At 31.0% G+C, this 17737-nt stretch carries 17 protein-coding genes and 1 tRNA gene; 5 read left to right on the plus strand and 13 right to left on the minus strand.

Annotated elements, in window-relative coordinates:
• Positions 1-57: 57 nt before the first annotated feature.
• Positions 58-381, minus strand: a complete 324-nt coding sequence (locus ACFQ02_RS00955; protein ID WP_380818128.1) for a zinc ribbon domain-containing protein YjdM — start codon at positions 379-381, stop codon at positions 58-60.
• Between the two features lie 291 nt (positions 382-672).
• On the opposite strand from ACFQ02_RS00955, the gene ycaO reads away from it, so the two are divergent.
• The 3 genes from ycaO to ACFQ02_RS00970 all read left to right on the plus strand — a co-directional run bounded on the left by ycaO (position 673) and on the right by ACFQ02_RS00970 (position 3888).
• Entirely contained in the window at positions 673-2433 is a 1761-nt protein-coding gene (ycaO, locus tag ACFQ02_RS00960; RefSeq protein ID WP_380818131.1) for a 30S ribosomal protein S12 methylthiotransferase accessory factor YcaO, read from the plus strand.
• 108 nt (positions 2434-2541) lie between these two features.
• Entirely contained in the window at positions 2542-2976 is a 435-nt protein-coding gene (locus ACFQ02_RS00965; RefSeq protein ID WP_380818134.1) for a YhcB family protein, read from the plus strand.
• Between the two features lie 96 nt (positions 2977-3072).
• Complete coding sequence (locus ACFQ02_RS00970; protein WP_380818136.1) at positions 3073-3888, plus strand: pyridoxal phosphatase; 816 nt, start codon at positions 3073-3075, stop codon at positions 3886-3888.
• A gap of 67 nt (positions 3889-3955) precedes the next feature.
• Here ACFQ02_RS00970 and infB read toward each other — a convergent pair whose 3' ends face one another.
• From infB to ACFQ02_RS00995, 5 genes are all read right to left on the minus strand, one after another.
• The gene (gene infB, locus ACFQ02_RS00975) at positions 3956-6502 is read right to left on the minus strand and encodes a translation initiation factor IF-2 (protein ID WP_380818138.1); all 2547 of its coding nucleotides are present in this window, start codon (positions 6500-6502) and stop codon (positions 3956-3958) included.
• Between the two features lie 13 nt (positions 6503-6515).
• Positions 6516-8003, minus strand: a complete 1488-nt coding sequence (gene nusA, locus ACFQ02_RS00980) for a transcription termination factor NusA (RefSeq protein WP_380818142.1) — start codon at positions 8001-8003, stop codon at positions 6516-6518.
• A 26-nt stretch (positions 8004-8029) separates the two neighbouring features.
• Positions 8030-8485 carry a ribosome maturation factor RimP gene (gene rimP / locus ACFQ02_RS00985; RefSeq protein ID WP_380818148.1) on the minus strand — a complete coding sequence of 152 codons (456 nt, stop codon included), beginning with the start codon at positions 8483-8485 and terminating at the stop codon, positions 8030-8032.
• Positions 8486-8603: 118 nt separating this feature from the next.
• Positions 8604-8680 (minus strand) — tRNA-Met (locus ACFQ02_RS00990).
• Between the two features lie 122 nt (positions 8681-8802).
• Positions 8803-9561, minus strand: coding sequence for a phosphotransferase (locus ACFQ02_RS00995; RefSeq protein WP_380818154.1), 759 nt, complete (start codon positions 9559-9561; stop codon positions 8803-8805).
• 425 nt (positions 9562-9986) lie between these two features.
• On the opposite strand from ACFQ02_RS00995, the gene ACFQ02_RS01000 reads away from it, so the two are divergent.
• Positions 9987-10169, plus strand: coding sequence for a ribbon-helix-helix protein, CopG family (locus ACFQ02_RS01000; RefSeq protein ID WP_380818156.1), 183 nt, complete (start codon positions 9987-9989; stop codon positions 10167-10169).
• Between the two features lie 177 nt (positions 10170-10346).
• Here the strand turns inward: ACFQ02_RS01000 and ACFQ02_RS01005 are convergent, their stop codons facing one another.
• Genes ACFQ02_RS01005 through ACFQ02_RS01030 form a run of 6 tightly spaced genes read right to left on the minus strand, consistent with a single transcriptional unit; the run spans position 10347 to position 16173 of the window.
• The gene (locus ACFQ02_RS01005; protein ID WP_380818159.1) at positions 10347-11150 is read right to left on the minus strand and encodes a glycosyltransferase; all 804 of its coding nucleotides are present in this window, start codon (positions 11148-11150) and stop codon (positions 10347-10349) included.
• Complete coding sequence (locus tag ACFQ02_RS01010; RefSeq protein ID WP_380818162.1) at positions 11150-12034, minus strand: glycosyltransferase family 2 protein; 885 nt, start codon at positions 12032-12034, stop codon at positions 11150-11152. The genes ACFQ02_RS01005 and ACFQ02_RS01010 overlap by 1 nt, the downstream gene beginning before the upstream one ends.
• Positions 12035-13210 carry a hypothetical protein gene (locus ACFQ02_RS01015; RefSeq protein WP_380818165.1) on the minus strand — a complete coding sequence of 392 codons (1176 nt, stop codon included), beginning with the start codon at positions 13208-13210 and terminating at the stop codon, positions 12035-12037.
• 11 nt (positions 13211-13221) lie between these two features.
• Positions 13222-14001 (minus strand): glycosyltransferase family 25 protein, encoded by a 780-nt coding sequence (locus ACFQ02_RS01020; protein ID WP_380818167.1) that lies wholly within the window; start codon positions 13999-14001, stop codon positions 13222-13224.
• Positions 13998-15209: a lipopolysaccharide biosynthesis protein gene (locus tag ACFQ02_RS01025; RefSeq protein WP_380818170.1), complete on the minus strand. Its 1212-nt coding sequence runs from the start codon at positions 15207-15209 to the stop codon at positions 13998-14000. Before ACFQ02_RS01025 ends, ACFQ02_RS01020 begins: the two co-directional genes overlap by 4 nt.
• A complete protein-coding gene (locus tag ACFQ02_RS01030) occupies positions 15199-16173 on the minus strand; it encodes a polysaccharide pyruvyl transferase family protein (protein WP_380818172.1) in 975 nt (324 codons plus the stop codon). Before ACFQ02_RS01030 ends, ACFQ02_RS01025 begins: the two co-directional genes overlap by 11 nt.
• Before the next feature lie 167 nt (positions 16174-16340).
• On the opposite strand from ACFQ02_RS01030, the gene ACFQ02_RS01035 reads away from it, so the two are divergent.
• Positions 16341-17111, plus strand: coding sequence for a YdcF family protein (locus ACFQ02_RS01035; protein ID WP_380818174.1), 771 nt, complete (start codon positions 16341-16343; stop codon positions 17109-17111).
• Between the two features lie 176 nt (positions 17112-17287).
• Here ACFQ02_RS01035 and ACFQ02_RS01040 read toward each other — a convergent pair whose 3' ends face one another.
• The gene (locus tag ACFQ02_RS01040; protein ID WP_380818176.1) at positions 17288-17479 is read right to left on the minus strand and encodes a YegP family protein; all 192 of its coding nucleotides are present in this window, start codon (positions 17477-17479) and stop codon (positions 17288-17290) included.
• Positions 17480-17737 lie beyond the last annotated feature (258 nt).

The raw sequence follows: 17737 nt of genomic DNA on the forward strand, positions 1-17737 counted from the left end.
GTTTTTGGCTACAATTAACCAAAAACTGTCCTTTTAAAATTATAGTACTAAGCTAAACTACGCTTTTTTCAAAAATTCTGATTTCAGCAAAATCTTGCCACAATCAACATTATGATCGCCTTCAACTAAGCGAATACTCTTGTATTTTGTACCTTTTTTCAGCACACTTGAAGAGCCTTTCAATTTTAGATCTTTGACTAAAATAACATCATCACCATCAACTAACAAATTACCATTAGCATCTTTAACAACTAATTGTTCCTCATCAATTTCAATAGTTTCATTTCCTGTCCACTCATGAGTACAGTCTGGACAAACAAATTGAATTGAGTCGTGATAAACATTTTCACTATTACATTTAGGGCAAATTGGATAATCCATAAACATTTCTCCATAAAAATGGGTCATTATAAACCAATTAGCTTGTTTTACCGAGTTTTTTACAAACAAAGATGTATTATTCACTTATAATTTAATAAAAAATGCTTTTTCAGATTTAATCTGCAAAATATAGAGGTCTTCTTACAGCTAATAAAACAATATAACGTCTGAAAAATTTTACACATCAAGTGAAAATTGATGCAAATTCATTCTGATAAAAATATTTAACTATTTTGAATAGCCATATTTGATATAATCTCATTCTATAACTAATTGGAATTTATATTTATTATGACAGAACAAACTTTTATTCTCGGAAAAGATGCAGCGTTAGAAGATAGTATCGCGAAATTTCAGCAAAAACTCACCGCACTTGGCTTTAATATCGAAGAAGTTTCTTGGTTAAACCCAGTACCAAACGTGTGGTCCGTACATATTCATGATAAGGATTGTCCTCAGTGTTTTTCTAATGGTAAAGGAGCTAGTAAAAAAGCAGCTCTTGCATCTGCCTTAGGAGAATATTTTGAACGCCTTTCTACTAACTATTTTTTTGCTGATTTTTATCTTGGGCAAGAAATTGCTAATGATGATTTTGTTCATTATCCATCAGAAAAATGGTTTCCTATTAAAGATGAAAGTGAATTGCCTGAAGGATTACTTAATGATGAATTGTTAAAATATTATGATCCTAAAGGTGAATTAACACCTGATTTATTAATAGATCTACAATCTAGTAATTACGATCGTGGAATTGTGGCGATGCCTTATACACGTCAGTCCGATCAGTCTACTGTTTATATTCCACAAAGTATTATTGCTAATTTATATGTATCCAACGGCATGTCTGCAGGTAATACTAAACATGAGGCTCGTGTACAAGGTCTATCTGAAATATTCGAACGCTTTGTAAAAAATAAAATTATTGCTGAAGCCATTAGCCTTCCACAAATTCCGCAACAAGTAATGGATCGCTATCCAAATATACAAACTGCTATCGAGCAACTAGAGAAAGAAGGTTTTCCAATCTTGGCTTATGATGCTTCTTTAGGTGGCAAATATCCCGTAATTTGCGTCATCTTACTAAATCCAAATAATGGCTCTTGTTTTGCCTCCTTTGGTGCTCATCCTAATTTTAATGTTGCCTTAGAACGCTCTGTAACTGAATTGTTGCAAGGGCGTAGTCTAAAAGATTTAGATGTTTTTTATCCTCCTTCTTTTAATAATGATGATGTAGCAGAACATGCTAACTTAGAAACTCATTTTATTGATTCTAGTGGTTTAATTTCCTGGGATCTGTTTAAACAAGAACCAGATTTTAATTTTGTTGACTGGGATTTTTCAGGTACAACAGAACAGGAATACTATAATCTTCTTAAAATTTTTAACGATGAACAGAGAGAGGTATACATTATGGATTATAATCACCTAGATGTATATGCTTGTCGAATTATCGTACCTGGTATGTCAGACATTTATCCACAAGATGATTTAATTTATGCTAATAATAATATAGGAATGGATTGGCGAGAAATTCTTTTAGATTTACCGCACTTTCACCACTCAAAAGAGATTTATCAAGAATTATTGATTGAACTAGACAAACAAAGTATTGATGATGCTATTCGCGTTCGCGAATTTATTGGTGTTGTTGCTCCCACGCAATCGGGCTGGGCAACTTTACGCATTGGTGAGCTAAAATCAATGCTTCATCTTGCTCTTGGTGAATTGGAAGAGGCTCTTGATTGGGCAAACTGGACTCTTAATATGAACTCATCTATTTTTACTACAGATCGCACAAACTATTATCGCTGTTTAATCAATAGCTTAGAACTATTTTTAGACAAAAACCGTGATCCTGTACAATATCGCAATATTTTTGACAAGATGTATAGTAAAAACGTTGTAGATCGCGTATGGAGTGCTATCAACGGTTCTAATCCATTCTACAATTTGCAAGCAGACGATGAATATTTAAATAAGTTCAAAGCACATCAGAGACTTCTAACTGCCTACAAAAAACTACAGAAGGCAAAAAGAGAAAACTGGACGTAAAAATAAAAATTTATAAAAAGATTCCAACTTTGTGATCTAAATCTAAGAAAAATTCCCTATTTTTGGGTATGATCAACGAAATTTTTAATTTGTAAAAGAGAAACTGTTATGGAAAATTTGACAACACAAATATGGCAAATACTCATTATCGCTAGTGCAATTAGTTTAATCTTAGGGGTAATTATCGGTTATGTTTTATTTCGTTTTAGTAGAACAGTAAAAAAACAATTAAAAACTGAAACGGAGTTGAAACAAATGAAAACTAAGTTGGAAGAGCAAAATCACCAATTAGAAAAACATTTTTCTGAAAGTGCAGAACTTCTTAAAAATATAGCTCAAGATTATCAGAAACTTTATCATCATCTCTCCGACTCTTCTGTGAAGTTATTACCTGAAACAAAAAGCAATTTGTTTGATCATAATTTGATTAAAAATCAAGAGAACCAATCAATTGATCCAACGGAATGTAATCAACCAAAAGATTACTCTGAAGGTTCTTCTGGCATTTTAAAAAATTTCTCTAAGATTTTTAACAAAAAATAATCAGTAAAAACTCAATAGAGAAAAAATTTAGTAGTTTTTATTTATTGTAATTTACAAATTTTCGTAAAATTACACCGCACTTTTAAGGAAAGCAACATGAATATTCAGCTTATTGCCTTCGATTTAGATGGTACATTATTAAATAGTAGAGGACAAATATTGACCTCAAGTAAAAAAGTAATTAAAAAAGCAATAGATCAAGGTATTAAAGTAGTTTTAGTTACAGGTCGACACCATACTGCTACATACCCCTATCATCACGAATTAGATTTAGATACGCCTATCGTAGCTTGTAATGGTACTTATCTTTATGATACTAAAACTAATACAATGCCTATTGGAAATCCACTATCCGTTGAACAAGCGGAGCAAGTAATATGCCTTGCAGAAGAGTATCAACTAGATTTATTGATGTATTCTCGTTACGCAATGAACTATATCCGTTTAAATGATCATATGAAAAATTTCAGTACATGGGTAGCAGGTTGTCCAGACGAAGTCAAACCAAATTTACGGCAATGTTCTGACTTTCGTCAATTATTAAAAGATGAACAAGAAGTCATTTGGAAATTTGTGATAAGTCATCCGAATAAAGATTATATGCAAAAAGCCATTGATCAACTTCCTATCTCTGATTTTAGTTGTGAATGGTCATGGGTAGATCGTGTAGATGTTGCTAGACAGGATAATTCAAAAGGTTCTCGCTTACTTGAACTGCTTAAGAACTGGAATATTGATCCTCAGAATGTAATAGCCTTCGGTGATAATCAAAATGATATTAGCATGTTAAGTGCGGTAGGGATGGGCGTAGCAATGGGGAATGCTGAACTTGAAGTGAAAGCAAAAACTAAATTTAGTACAAAGTCTAATGATAATGATGGCATAGCTGAATTTTTAAATCATTATTTATAAGCAAATAAAAAAGTGCGGTAAAAAATTTATTTTTTAACCGCACTTGGAAGATTACCTATATTTTATCTTAGATTGTTCGTTTCACTTCAACTACTTCAAAGACTTCAATTTGGTCACCAATTTTAACATCGTTGTAGTTTTTCACACCAATACCGCATTCCATACCATTACGCACTTCTGAAACGTCATCTTTAAAGCGACGAAGAGATTCAAGTTCACCTTCGAAGATAACCACATTATCACGTAATACTCGAATTGGATTACTACGTTTAACGACCCCTTCTGTTACCATACAACCTGCAATTGCACCAAATTTAGGATGACGGAATACATCACGTACTTCAGCTAATCCAATAATCTGTTGCTTAAATTCAGGTTGCAGCATACCACTCATTGCCGCCTTAATTTCATTTAGCAATTCATAAATGATCGAATAATAACGCAAGTCAATATTTTCATTCTCAATTACACGACGAGCAGAAGCATCAGCACGAACATTGAAACCAAGCAAAATCGCATTTGATGCTGTTGCTAATGTTGCATCAGTTTCAGTAATACCGCCAACTCCTGAACCAACAACATTCACTTTTACTTCATCAGTAGAAAGCTCTAACAAGGATTGAACAATAGCTTCAACTGAACCTTGCACATCAGCCTTAACAATAACATTCAATTCAGCAACATCACCTTCTGACATATTACTAAACATATTTTCTAGTTTAGCTTTTTGTTGACGAGCTAATTTTACATCACGGAATTTTCCTTGACGATATAAGGCTACTTCACGTGCTTTTTTCTCATCACGGACTACTGTAGCTTCATCCCCTGCTGATGGTACACCTGACAATCCTAGTACCTCTACTGGGATAGATGGTCCCGCTGATACAACTTCTTTACCATTCTCATCTCGCATCGCACGTACACGTCCATATTCAAAGCCACATAATACAATATCGCCTCGATTTAATGTACCCGATTGCACTAAAATAGTCGCCACAGGACCTCGCCCTTTGTCTAGGTAGGATTCAATTACTACACCACTTGCCATGCCCTCTTTTACTGAGGATAATTCAAGTACTTCTGATTGCAATAAAATCGCATCAAGCAAATCATCAACACCAGTCCCTTTTTTTGCTGACACATAAACAAATTGAGTGTCTCCACCAAATTTTTCTGCGACTACTTCGTATTGTAGTAATTCTTGCTCTACTCGTTCAGGGTTAGCTTCAGGTTTGTCAATTTTATTCACTGCCACGACAACAGGCACATTTGCTGCTTTTGCATGTTGAATCGCCTCAACAGTTTGTGGCATCACACCATCGTCAGCCGCAACAACAAGCACAACGATATCCGTTGCTTTTGCACCCCTAGCACGCATTGAAGTAAAAGCAGCATGTCCTGGCGTATCTAAAAACGTAATCATCTTACCGTCGTTAGTTTCAACATGATAAGCACCAATGTGCTGAGTAATACCGCCAGCTTCTCCAGCCGCTACTTTCGCTTTACGAATATAATCAAGCAAAGACGTTTTACCATGGTCAACATGCCCCATAATAGTCACAACAGGAGCTCTAGTAACTTTTTCTGCATTTACATCACGGTCACCTAATACTGACTCTTCCAACTCATTTTCTTTACGAAGAATCACTTTATGTCCCATTTCTTCAGCTACAAGTTGAGCCGTTTCTTGGTCAATAACTTGGTTAATTGTCACCATCTCGCCCATTTTCATCATGGTTTTAATGATTTCTGTCGCTTTAACCGCCATTTTATTAGCAAGTTCTGCTACAGTAATAGTTTCACCAATCACAACATCACGATTGACTGGAGCAACTGGTTTCGTAAAACCTTGTTGTAAAGCACTATTCTTTTTGCTCTGTTTACCTTTGGCTACACGCTGATCTTTTTGATTACGGCGTTGAGATTCACGTTCTGTCTTAGTATTTTCTTCTTCTCGAGCGTTCTTCTTATTACCTTTAGCTACTTTTGCTTTATTTCTTCTACGGTTTTCATTGCGGCGTTCTTCTTCATCTTCTGCTTCTATAGCATAACTTGAAGTTAAACGATAATCTGAATAATCATCATTATTTTCGTCATGAGAATGATGTTCAGTATCAGCATAACGTTTTGCTTCTTCTGCTGCTTTCCGAGCTTGCTCTTCTGCTTTTTGTCTAGCCATCTCATCAGCTCGACGGCGTAACTCTGCTTCTTCTGATTTTCGTTTTGCCTTTTCTTTATCTTTCTCTTTAATTTTATCTTTCGAACTTTTTACCGCAGCTACTTCTGATTTCTTATCAGATATAGAAACTTTTTGTTGTTCTACTTTAATTTCATTGTTTTTCTTTTGTTCAACAAAATCATTTTTCACTATTTCTGTTTTAACTTCAGATTGTTGTGATTTTTGGTCTTCTTTCTGTTCTAATATTGGTTTAGATTTCAAGTTAGTCTCTTCTGCTTTTTTCATTGCATTAGTTGTAACCGTACGTTTCTTACGCACTTCCACTTGCACAGATTTTGCTTTACCCGCTGTAGTCGTCCCACTTACAGTAGATTTAGTTCTTCGCTGTAAACTCAATTTTTTAGGGGTATTCAATTGTTTCATCTCGTCTGTCATTGCTTAATTCTCCTTATTCTTCATTGAACCAGCAAATATTTCGAGCGGCCATAATTAAATCTGCTGCGTTTTCTGCACTTAATTCTTCTATATCAACTAGATCATCAACACCTTGCTCAGCTAATGATTCTAAAGTGAAAATCTCTTTTTCTAGCAATTTAAATGCAATATGTCGATTCATTCCCTTCAAATTCAGGAGTCTATCTTCAATATTTGCCTTCTGTAAGGCAGTTTCTTCCGCAAGTGCGGTAGCAGTTAAAATATTTTTTGCTCTAGTTTGCAAGTCTTCTACTAAATCTTCATCTTCTAAACCATCAATAGCGGTTAACTCACTCACTGGTACGTAAGCAAGTTCTTCTAAACTAGAAAAGCCCTCTTCTACTAGAATATGTGCAAATTCTTCATCAAGATTTAGATTTTCCATAAATAATTTTACTACTTTAGTATCTTCCGCTTGGTGTTTTTCATTCAATTCCGCTGTAGTCATGACATTCAATTCCCAACCAATCAACTGCGTTGCTAATCTCACGTTTTGACCATTACGACCTATAGCCTGTGGCAAATTATTTTCTTCTACGGCAATATCCATTGAATGATTATCTTCATCAACTACTATAGAACTTACTTCAGCTGGAGCCATTGCATTAATAACAAATTGTGCTGGGTTATCATCCCATAATACGATATCTACTTTTTCACCGCCCAATTCATTAGTAATAGCTTGAACTCGAGTACCACGCATACCAACACAAGCACCAACAGGATCAATACGTTTATCATTACTTTTCACTGCAATTTTCGCACGAGAACCAGGATCACGAGCAGCTCCTTTTATTTCGATTAGTTCTTCACCAATCTCAGGTACTTCAATACGGAATAACTCGATGATCATCTCAGGTTTGGAGCGAGTTACAAATAATTGAGCCCCTTTATTCTCTGGTGATACTTTATATAGCACCCCTCGTACTCTATCGCCAGGACGGAAATTCTCACGTGGCAACATATCTTCTCGTAAAATAACAGCTTCTGCCTGTTGTCCTAAGTCCAAAATCACATTGTCACGGTTTACCTTTTTCACTGTGCCTGTAACAATTTTTCCTTCTTGACTACGAAATTGTTCAACAACTTTATTTCGTTCAGCCTCGCGTATCTTAGTACTAATTACTTGGCGAGCTGTCTGCATAGTAATGCGATCAAAAGCCACTGATTCAATTTGATCTTCTATATAGTCACCTAATTGAATATCGGGATTTTCAAAACGTGCAGCTTCTAAAGTAATTTCCTTAGTTGGATAGTTCACATCCTCTACAACCAACCAACGACGAAATGTGTCAAACTCACCAGTTTTGGTATCAATTACAACACGAACATCAATGTCTTGCTCATGCTTCTTTTTAGTTGAAAGAGCAATCGCACTTTCCAACGCTTCAAAAATTTTTTCACGAGGTAATAATTTTTCATTTGATACAGCTTCTGCTGCTAATAAAATCTCTTTACTCATTGTTCTATTTCTCTTTATCTGTAAAATTAGAATTTGGGAACAATATTCGCTTTTTGAATATTGTTAAAAATAAATACTTGTTGTTGTCCATCTACAGTCATAGTCAACATATCATTTTCTATTTTATCTAGCTTACCCTGCCATTTACGACGATCTGCAACAGGAATCCGCAAATGTAACGCAATATCTTCTCCAATGAATCGAGAATATTGTTCTAATGTAAATAATGGTCTAGCTAAACCAGGGGAAGAAACTTCAAGGTTATATTTGTCAGTAATCGGATCTTCTACATCTAACACCGCACTTACTTGACGGCTCACATCGGCACAATCTTCAATACCAACACCACCTTCTTTATCTATATATAATCGTAAAGTTACAAAACGCCCAGAACGCTGAAGCTCAATACCCCAAAGTTCACAACCCAAGTCTTCTACTGAACTTTGCAATAGCGTTTGTAATTTTTCTTCTAACGTTGCCAAAACAACCTCCTATATAAACTCAGGACGTAAAAAAAGGACTATCAGTCGAGTCCTACGTATAAATTTCCCGTACAAAAAAACCCCAATTTTGGGGCTTCTTTACTGACTTCTTGTAAAATGGTTGCGGGGGCTGGATTTGAACCAACGACCTTCGGATTATGAGCCCGACGAGCTACCAAGCTGCTCCACCCCGCGTCCGAAATATGCTCTACATTATACTTATACTAAAATAAATAGCAAGTTTTATCAGAAAAATTTATATCACATAATTCGCTAATAAAAGGAAAAGTGCGGTTGAAAATTCTATAAAATTGCATTCAACCCTTATTTTCTGCATTTTCAACTATAAAAGTATTCTCAAATAAACGATAAATTGCAACTAAATCTTTCTTGGCAATAAATCTAAAGCATCGTAAACCGAAATAGATCCAGCGATAACGCTGTAATATTCTTAACATATTCTGCCAAATCAGTGGATCACTATACTGCTTATATTGAGTGATTACTCGTCGCATCAATTCATTAGAAATACATTCTTCACGTCCTAAGCTATGAATAAAAATAAGACTATCTCGCACTTTTTTCCATAACAGATCTTGACGTTTTGATTGAGATTCAAAATCAATAAAACAGACTTTTCCCGCCAACCAAGTCATATCCCTTAACGCAGGCCTGCCGTGAACCAAGCCCTGCCGATGTAAATCAGCCAAAGCTTTTGCGGCATCATGTAGTATTTGTTCTTTTTGTGGATTGAATGGGTCATCATCTTCAATTTTTGCACTCACAGTAATCCCAGCATCACGTAAAACTAGAAAATTCTGTTCATACAATACTAGTTCAGGAATAGGAGCATCTTGCTCGTGAAGATAACGTAATACTTTAATTTCATTGGCAAAAGATCTTTCTGGTTGTGGTTTTAAAAATCGCCATACGCCACTAAGTTTTTCTGGTTGTTTTAGCCAAAATTTCTGAGAGTGGTATATAAAAGGTAATACTCTTATATTTTTATTTTTTATCAATAATTTTTGAACATGGGCTTTAAAATCTACTAAGTCTAGCTTACTGGTTTCTTTCATCTTATTACCACTTAAAGAATACATATTAAACAGATCTTAAGTTAAATATAATTCAACTTCAATTTTTTTAAGTCTAATATTAAATAACTATTTAAAGATTAATAATCTTTATTAATCTTTTGCACAAATAACAAACAATAAAAAAGCCCTTAAAAATCAAGGGCTTTTAATAAAAATGCTTGCATATATTAGCTTGCATATATTAGTAGACTAATATATAATATAATCACTTTCAAGAACAGGCTTGAAAGTGAGTGTAAGGCTTAATCCTTACTAGATTTGAGAGGAAAGAACAATGAAACGTGTCATTATTATCATTGTTATCCTGCTAGTCGGATTAATGGTGAGCTTCCCAGCTTACTAGACTAGACCAAAGGGGCGGTTACCGCCGTCCCAGAGGCTCAAATAAATATAAGGGAAACTATATGGCATTGTCAAGAAGTGAAATAGTTAAGCGTAGCGAAGAGAAACACGGAATTAAAGTAAAATCCTTTAAACTCCCTAAAACAATAGTAGAAGAGATAGAACAACTGGCAAAAGATAACGGCATACCGCAAAACCAATTAATCATTCAAGCCGTTGAACTATTTAAAAAATCAAAAGAGTGATATAATACTCACCCTAATACCATATAAAGCCTATTTTTTAATAGGCTTTTTTTCTAAGAATCAAAAGAGATTAAGTTAACTTCAAATAGAAATTATATTGTGATTTTCATTTATATTTTCTATTCTTAAATCTATATTGACATCTCATAAGAATTGATATTAGATTAAAATCCTTATTTACTTTCTTAAAAAACGATAAATAATCGTCAACAAAGACGTTGGCAAGAGTCTGGGAATAACTCTTAATAAAAATACAACAAATCCCAAAGCATTATTTTGCAATTTTAATTTTCGTTTTAGCATAAATAAATTCCATTCGCATCTCGCTTGTAATAAACCACGTCTTCTTCCTACCATACCATTTCCTATTCTGGCATAAACTAAAATATCTGGTAGATTAGCAATATGCTCTAAATTTCTTGCTACTAAATTAATCCATAAATAATAATCTTCTTGTAAATCTTGATAACCACCAGCAGATAGAACGGCACTTTTTTTATAAGCAACAGTCATGTGATTAAAAGGGCAACGCCAACAAGTAAATTTAACAATATCTTTAGCTGATAATGGAACATTTCTGTAGCTCACAATATCATCTTTGTGTTGATTAAACTCTGCTATTTGTCCACCTACAATAACTAAATTAGAGTTATCTAAAATAAATTTAATTTGTTTTTCAAAACGATATGGTTCACAAATATCATCAGTATCCATGCGAAAAACCCATTCATTAGTGCAGTGCTTCAATCCCTCATTAAGTGCTTTTCCCAGTCCTTGATTTTGGTTTAACCTAATAATGTTTAACGGCAAAATATGGCAATATTTTTCTACTATAGTTTCTAATTCATTTGTAATAGGACCATCAAATACTAATATAATTTCGTTAGCATGAATAGTTTGATTAGACAAACTTTCAAAACATTCTATAAGATATTGTGCTTTCTCTTTAAAATATAAAGACATTAAAACAGAAAACTTCATTACATAAACCTCTTTAAATTAATTGCTAATTTAGGAGATATTAAAAAAATTAAAGCAATAATAATCGGTTTTATCTTCTTATTTATTTTAAATATATTAAAATAATACTTTGCTGCTTTACGAGATAAATTCATCATTGCTATATATGCTAATATATATTGTGTGTTAATTTCAAAATTATGTTTTTGAATCGATGTATTAACATAATTTTTTCTAATAAATTCAATTGCGTTTTTTGTATTATCTATATTAGTAGAAACACTACTTCGCTTAGTATAAAAGCTACATTTTGTTAATGGGTGAGATATATAAATCGGATTAAAATCTTTATTCAAAATAAGTTTTAAAATAAATTCATAATCTTCTAGTGCGAGCAACTTGTTAGAAAGCCCACCAATTTCTTCGAATAATATTTTTTTGATAGCAATCATAGGCATCCCACCAATTTTATTGGCAAGTAATAACTTATCTAAGGTTAAGTCATTAACATCTTTATAAGGTTGAGTAAAATAAGAAAAACCCTCATTAACCATTATACACTCAGCGGGATGATAGATAAAATTAATATCCATATTATTAGTAATACATCGTGTCAATACTTCGCATTTTTCAGGAAGAAATCTATCATCATCATCTAAAAAAATTAACCATTCATTTTTAGCATTTTTTGCCCCTATATTACGACTTTCTGCTACTCCCTTATTTTGCAAATTTCTAATAATACGCACTGGGAAAGAGTAATTTTTATTAATACATATAGGATTAAATGAACAATCATCTACAATAATAACTTCAAAATTACACACTGTTTGTTCAGATAGACTATCTAATAAAGAAGCAATTTCTACTTCCCTATTGAAAGAAGGAATAATTATACTAAACATTTATTTTCTCCCCGCTAAAACTATTGAGAATTTACTATTATGACCAAAAAAAGATAAAAAAATCAAAAACATCATCATAAGATTTGGGAAAGCGTAAGTATCAGCCTTAACATTCAGTATAGATAAAATAAGTAATGTCGATAAAATAAAGACTTTACTTCCATCAAACCAATTAGTTGCTACTTTATAGACAAAATACGCTGTAAATAAAAAACATATTATTAAATAACTAAATCCACCGTATAAAATTTGGCGTAAAAACCCACTGTCAGTATGGCCATAATATTTTCCTTGCTCAGTAAAATAATATCCATCTCCAATTAAAATTTGTTTTATCTCAGGTAAAAATAAATGTTTTCTTATCAAAATATCTGTTGACGAACTATGTAAGCTATGATCATTTATCAGGTTAATTAATGGCTCCAAAGCATGAGCAACATACTTATGTTGTGAAAAATTGATAGCTAAAAAAAGGCAAGTCATAAAGAATGCTAATAGCGGCAATATATATTCCTTTTTAAAATAAAAAGATATGCTCACTATAGATAACATAATAAAAGTTCGCCCTGAAATTAAACCTATAAATAAAATTAAAAATAAAAAAATAGGGTTAATATTATTATATTTCTTATTATAAGCCAGTAAAAAATTTAATAAAAACAAGTAAAATACACTTAGTTGAAAAAATGCGGATGAAGTAATATTATATAAACGATATTCTTGTTCAGAACCATAGAAACGAACTAGTAAAGCATTAGTAGATAGTGCAAACTCTGTTATAAATGATATTCCTATTAGAGATAATATTCCAACACAAAATTGTACAATAACACCTATTTTTAAATCTCTAATTAATGTAAATTTTCCATTTGGAAAATAGTAAAACAGATTATAAATACCAACTGCGCATATAAAAAATATTAAAAATTTCGTATATTGAATAACCACAGATAAATCTTTACTTCTATTAAGAAGCAATGGTATAAAGCTAAACATAATCAATATAATAATAACAACTAAATTATCCAATGGAATGAATATGCCCTGAATCTGTTTATTTCTATATAATTTTATTATTAAAAAAAATAGAGCCACAAAACCAGAAAAAAATGCCATTCTAAAAAAATGAAATAGCCAAGGATCATAAATATAAAAAAAGTTAAAAATAGCTGACATATTATTTTCACTTATAAATAAAATAAATTTCGCTTAATTGCTAATATTTTTTTCAATGGATATTTGAATAATTTTTTCCAAAAATAATCTCTATAACTACCTCTTAAATCTTCTAAATTACTTGTTAAAGTAGGATTTTCAATAGCTAATAAAGGACGAATAACACATATATCAAGTTTAAAATAAGAACCAAATAAAGGATAATCATCTGCTAACCAGAAAGGAACAATATGATGTTCATCATTTATTATTTTATTTACTGCTGATTTCTTGATCAAATATGCAACAGTCCCTGCAAAATAATTCTTATAAGGATAAGCATATTTATATTTAGTATCTGAAATCTTCCTACTTAGAAAGGGCAATGTTATAGGATAACTAATTTCTAACTCTACATTACTAAAACTAGGTATTTTTGATTGACCTAATAAAATAATATCTTTATTAATTTGTGACTTTAAAATACAATTTAAACTATGTTCAAAATTTATATCAAACAACGCATCATCTTCACATATTAGACAATACTCATCATCGTTAATAGAATCATCTTCGCTAATTATTTTATATATTGACAAATGACTTAATGTACATCCAATTTCACCTTTGGTTACTTCTCTTAAATAATGTTTTTTAAATTTATCCAAATCAAAAAGAGCGGTCAATTTTTCACTATTTTCATGCATCGTATTTATCGCATTAAATAAAATAAAATCTGTCGTGCATGACTGTGAAAAAAATAGTTGTCTTCTATAAAGATCTTTTTCTAAGGATATTAAATATTTCTTCATTTTATATCTCGTATAATAGTTTCATTACAGTTTTTTAAAATAGGATATTTATAATAATAGAAAATAGAAATAATCAATCTAACTGAACTTGCACCAATTAAAGCATAGCTTATACCGTATAATCCTAAATCTTTAAAGGAATAAAATAATATCACTAATACCAAAATAGAGATAACTTGACGAGTAAATAATAAAATCTGTTTTCCTAGTATTAACATATTTTGTGATAGTATCCAAGATAATCCAGCTAAGATTGAATTAAACATAAACCAAAATAATGTAGAACATACTTCTATGTATTTAGGACCAAAAAATAATCTGACAATATATTCTGATAGATTAGGAATAATAACTAGTCCACTTATTATGATCAATAACACTATAGCCAATATAATTTTAATACGGTTGATATTATTTAATAACCCAGAATAATAATAATCAGCTAGCATATTCAATATTTTTGTTAATAATGCATCAAAAGTTAAACATACAGTATAAAGACCTAAAAAATAATTTCCCATTAACGATACTATCAGAAACTTATCTAAATTGACTGTAGTTGCTCCAAAAACTTGCAATAAATTTTGTTTTAACCATGTCTTAACAAAAAATGCTAATTCTATTTTTCTAATATCATGCTTAATTTTAAAATCTTTATTAATTTTAGATAAGAAATAAATACAGCTTAACACTTGAATTAAGGCAATAATTGTCAATAAATCCAATACATTCTTTACGTTCTGTTCTCCATATAAAAGATAATATATTCCATATATTAAAACAGCTAAAATAGGTTGTTGTATTGATAATATACGATAGATCTTTAAATTAGAATCAATTTTACTTTTTTCGAGCGTAATAGTTAAAATAGAAGTTGATATAACATTAATAATAAATAGATAAGTCCATTCTGTTATAGAAAAAAAATATAAACTTAATACAGCAACAAATATTGATCCAGTAACAAAGAAATAAAAATAATAATGCCAATGATCATACATCTTATTTCGCATACAAAGAGTAAACGTAAATCCAATTCCTCCCACTGAAATAGTAGCTACATAAGTTATTGATGTTATAAATAATTGAAATTCACCTCTCTCGTCTACTTGCAATAAATGAGCAAGTAAAAAAGAACTAACTATTGTTAGCCCCATATTTAATAAAGTAATTACAATTAAACTAATTAAATTCTTATTACAATTCATATTTATTTGTGAAATTAATATTTTTAGTCCATTGGTTATAATAATTAAAATTTTTTCCGTATGAATTATCACATATATAATTAGGTAACTCTAATAAACAACTAAAAATATGACCATGCAATCTACTTGTAATAATCAGATCATATTTCAAAAAAATATATTGCATTCGCTTGATAATATCTAAAGTTCGACAATACCACATATCATTTACTTTATTTTTCAAATAAGAACAATTTAATATATTTGCAATCTTTGCCAAACGACTACAAAACAATTCATATTTAATATCTTGTAAAGTTAAAAGGTCTTCCCAATCTTTTATATTAGTTAAATCTGATAATCTATTCTTTATCTGGGTTTCTATATGGCTTGATTCAATATCTTTTCTTAAAAAGTAAAGAGTATCCATTTGACTTTTTAAATTATTTTCTATCTTTGTTGATAACTCTCCATACAATTGATGAGCCATATCAGGCGATAAAAAAACGTTATTAGAAAATTTTTGTTTCATAAGCTGAAATGTAATTGTGTCACGTGCAAAAAGATAACAATATTGATGAGAAGAAAAAACAGAGGCAGATCTTTCCATTTCTTTTGAATTAGAAAAATAAGCAGTTTGTGGCAGTATAATGATTCTGTTGTTTGGAAAATTGGTAACTAAATCTTCTCTTAGCTTTTGAATTGAAGGATAAAGATCCCCAAAGTTTCCTCCCCCATGACACAATAAAGTAGTATTGGGACGTATGTGTTTTTTTACTTCATTAATGCTAAAACTTTGTAAACAACGCCTTAAACGAATATTTATATTAAAATCTCTAAAAAATTGTTCTGTCCCAGCATAAATTAATAGATCACCCACATTAAGATGTAGAGGATAATCAAAATAAAATACGTCTGATTTATCAATAATAAAATCAGATATTTTTTCTAATTCTTTTTTTAAAGAAACCAAAGTATCATTCATAAATCAATCTATAAAATAAGCTCTTTGTTAAAGTGCGGTATTCTAAATCATAATATTATATATATTCAATACTATTCATTACTTTACAAAATTTAATAAACAGTATAGAGTACTTTTCACTTTGGACAAGAGGCTGAAATATTAGTTCAAATAAGGTTAATTTATCTATGTATTTTTTATCTAAGCTTATTACAGCTATTATTTTACCACCTTTTTGCGTTTTAATATTATGGTTATTTTCTTTATTTTTTAGAACATTAAAGCTCAAATATATAAGCTATTTTTGTACTAGTTTAGGGATAATTATACTATACATATTCAGTATTCCTTATACTGCACAGAAATTACATGATAGTTTAGTAATAGAAAATAAACTAACTATTGAAGATTACAAGAAAGCACAAGCTATTGTAATACTTGGGGGTGGGCTACGTGATAGTGGAGAACTATACTCTTCGATAACTGTTTCACAAATTCCTTTAGAACGTTTACGATATAGTGCATTTTTATACAAACAAACGAGTCTCCCTATTTTAATTACTGGAGCTAGTCCCAATGGAAATTCAGAAGCTAAAATTATGTCGAAAGAACTTATCGATTTTTTTAGCATTCCCACTCGCTGGTTAGAAAATAAAGCTCAAACTACTATTCAGAATGCAAAATTTACACAAGAAATTTTATATAAAGAAAATATTAACACTATTATTCTAGTTACAAATCAATGGCATATGCAAAGAGCTAAATTACTTTTCGAGAAACAAGGAATAATTGTTTTACCAGCTAGTGTAGGCTGTGGTCGAATCCCTAATAACTACAAATTAACATTAATGCACTTTATTCCTCAAGCAAGTGCAATGACAGCAAGCGTACAGGCTATTAAAGAGTGGCTAGGATACTGGAAAGAAAAATACTTATATCATCTATTTCCAAGTAGTTAAACTTTTATATTGCAATCCTTTCTTTTTCACAAGATTGAGATAAAGCGATAGCTGTTTAGATGCAATAAGAAATAAATCATCTTAAAGCTAAAAAGACCGTTCCCTTAAATACCTGGAAACTGTCTTTTCTAATAAAAATTTAACGATTTAAATAGAGTACTAACTCATTATCATCACTAAACTTTAGGTTCAGTAGAAATCTCTCTTACCTCAGTATCTGAAGTAATTTTTTTTACTGCCTCAATCCCTTTTTGGCAAGCTTGTTTACTAGAATACCCTTCTCCACCAGTGGCAATTATTTGATGATTACCTGCTTTTAAACGCCAACGAAACTCATTCCGTGCATCTTTATAAATTTCAAAGTACATAATAATTCGCTCCTTTTATAATATAATTCCCAAGCACATCGCTTAGGTCTAACAGGATATAAGTAATCAAAAATAAATGCAATAGTAAATTTTATATATAAATAAGTAAAGTAAAGAAAGATATATAAAAAATAAACAACAAAGCCTCGATATTAATATCAAGGCTTTGTTTTAATTTATTAATTTAATTTGTTTCGTTTTGATTTAATTGATTTGATTCGTTTTGATTGATTGGTTTGTTTGGCTTTGATTTGATTT

This window comes from Seminibacterium arietis, assembly GCF_042675725.1.
GTDB classification, from domain to species: domain Bacteria; phylum Pseudomonadota; class Gammaproteobacteria; order Enterobacterales; family Pasteurellaceae; genus Seminibacterium; species Seminibacterium arietis.

Bases quoted from the DNA above. Each gene is read 5' to 3' on its own strand.
- ACFQ02_RS00970 (WP_380818136.1), top strand. From the start codon at position 3,073: ATGAATATTCAGCTTATTGCCTTCGATTTAGATGGTACATTATTAAAT.
- ACFQ02_RS01035 (WP_380818174.1), top strand. From the start codon at position 16,341: ATGTATTTTTTATCTAAGCTTATTACAGCTATTATTTTACCACCTTTT.
- ACFQ02_RS01000 (WP_380818156.1), top strand. From the start codon at position 9,987: ATGGCATTGTCAAGAAGTGAAATAGTTAAGCGTAGCGAAGAGAAACAC.
- ACFQ02_RS00955 (WP_380818128.1), bottom strand. From the start codon at position 381: ATGGATTATCCAATTTGCCCTAAATGTAATAGTGAAAATGTTTATCAC.
- ACFQ02_RS01030 (WP_380818172.1), bottom strand. From the start codon at position 16,173: ATGAATGATACTTTGGTTTCTTTAAAAAAAGAATTAGAAAAAATATCT.
- nusA (WP_380818142.1), bottom strand. From the start codon at position 8,003: ATGAGTAAAGAGATTTTATTAGCAGCAGAAGCTGTATCAAATGAAAAA.
- ACFQ02_RS01020 (WP_380818167.1), bottom strand. From the start codon at position 14,001: ATGAAGAAATATTTAATATCCTTAGAAAAAGATCTTTATAGAAGACAA.
- ACFQ02_RS01010 (WP_380818162.1), bottom strand. From the start codon at position 12,034: ATGTTTAGTATAATTATTCCTTCTTTCAATAGGGAAGTAGAAATTGCT.
- ACFQ02_RS01040 (WP_380818176.1), bottom strand. From the start codon at position 17,479: ATGTACTTTGAAATTTATAAAGATGCACGGAATGAGTTTCGTTGGCGT.
- ACFQ02_RS01015 (WP_380818165.1), bottom strand. From the start codon at position 13,210: ATGTCAGCTATTTTTAACTTTTTTTATATTTATGATCCTTGGCTATTT.
- ACFQ02_RS01005 (WP_380818159.1), bottom strand. From the start codon at position 11,150: ATGAAGTTTTCTGTTTTAATGTCTTTATATTTTAAAGAGAAAGCACAA.
- ACFQ02_RS00965 (WP_380818134.1), top strand. From the start codon at position 2,542: ATGGAAAATTTGACAACACAAATATGGCAAATACTCATTATCGCTAGT.
- ACFQ02_RS01025 (WP_380818170.1), bottom strand. From the start codon at position 15,209: ATGAATTGTAATAAGAATTTAATTAGTTTAATTGTAATTACTTTATTA.
- infB (WP_380818138.1), bottom strand. From the start codon at position 6,502: ATGACAGACGAGATGAAACAATTGAATACCCCTAAAAAATTGAGTTTA.
- ACFQ02_RS00995 (WP_380818154.1), bottom strand. From the start codon at position 9,561: ATGAAAGAAACCAGTAAGCTAGACTTAGTAGATTTTAAAGCCCATGTT.
- ycaO (WP_380818131.1), top strand. From the start codon at position 673: ATGACAGAACAAACTTTTATTCTCGGAAAAGATGCAGCGTTAGAAGAT.